Origin of the sequence: Streptomyces milbemycinicus (genome assembly GCF_002154605.1) — a bacterium.
Taxonomy (GTDB): Bacteria; Actinomycetota; Actinomycetes; order Streptomycetales; family Streptomycetaceae; genus Streptomyces; species Streptomyces milbemycinicus.
In genome coordinates, this window is record NZ_MUNE01001319.1 from 1 (window position 1) to 1,355 (window position 1,355).

1 protein-coding gene and 1 pseudogene are annotated in these 1,355 nt (G+C 67.7%); both read right to left on the minus strand.

The features are described 5' to 3' along the window. Window positions 1–962, minus strand: a 962-nt coding sequence (locus CCN51_RS52845; protein WP_143676289.1) for a hypothetical protein, incomplete at its 3' end; no start/stop codon positions are given. Window positions 963–978: 16 nt separating this feature from the next. Then, window positions 979–1,355 (minus strand): annotated as a pseudogene (locus CCN51_RS52850) (hypothetical protein); the annotation flags it as partial.

The following is a 1,355-nucleotide window of genomic DNA, read 5'->3' on the forward strand; positions in this document are numbered from 1 at the left end:
GCTCCCGCCCCCGCCTCGGCCAGGCCCGTTCCGACCGCCGCCGCGCCGAGTTCCAGGCCCGCGACCACCGGCAGCAGCTCAATGGCGAGCAGCGCCAGCAGCCCGACGCCCATGACCGCTGCGGCCAACCGCAGGGCGTCCCGGTCACGCGGCATCCGGTTGAGGTATTCCTCGTTCAGCCATGGGGTCAGGGTCACGCCGTACGGGGTCCGGGCGGCCGCTCGGCGGCGTTTCTCCTCGTCGATCAGTTTGCGTACGACCGCCAGGTCGGAGTTGTAGGGCATGCGGTGGATCTCGTACAGCAGCAGCCCGTCGATTCCGTAGGGCCAGTTGCGGTTGAACGTCGGCTGGAAGCAGATCCACTCGACGTACTTGTTGCCCTGTTCGTCGGTGTACGGCGGCAGCGGGACGATCCGCTGGTACATGGGGATCGGCCGCCACTTGGAGGCACCGGCCTGAACGCTGTAGGAGGTCAGGCTGAAGCCCTCCTTGATGTCGGGATCGAGCCTGCGGATGATCTGCTCGAACTTGTTCAGCTTGTAGCCGATGTCGTCTCTGAGGGTGGGCACCGCCTGATTCGCGGTGGAGACCTCCAGCAGTTCCAGCACGATCGGACCGGCCTGCGGGGGCCTGGCACAGAACCCGAGAATGTCGGGACGCAGCTGCCCGCCGGCCTTGTAGTCCCTGCGGAACTCCTTGACCAGCCGCCCCAGCAACCGGTCAGGACCCGTCAGATTGGTGAGCAGCCGCGTGTACTCGTTCTCGGCCAGTACGAAGGACGCTTCGGGATAGCGGCCTTTGAAGTCGGGGTAGAAGTAGCCGAACATGGCCCCTTGGGCCCACTGCCACTCCATGGTGTTCTCTTCACCCTTCGCGGTGCCTCGTACCCGCCCCGCGCCCCGGGTGAAGTTGCCCTCGCCGGGGCAGATCGTGATCTGCTGGGTGTCGAGCCCGGAGGCCATGACGCACCAACGCCCTTCAGGAGATGGCCGAGAGATTGCTGGTGACCGCGATGTCCGTGCCCGACGTCGGGGTGTATTCGTTCCATTCGGCGATCAGCTCGCCCTTCTCGCCCGGCTGCATGACCGGGAACGGCGCGGTCGGGGACCCGGTGTGCGCGTTGTCGAGCCCGGCGACCTCGATATGGGTGCCGTCGGGAATCCTGGTGATCTTCTGCGCCTCCTGGCTGTGTTCCAGGCCGTGGACCGCGTCGATGACGACCTGGGCGCCGACCACGAACCCCGCGCTGGAGGCCACCGGAATGGACACCGGCCGGGTGGAGGGGCCCACCGTGGCGGTCGAGGTGGTGAACACCGCGTCCTCCAGCCGGGCGGCGGCCCGGCCGGGGTTGGCGG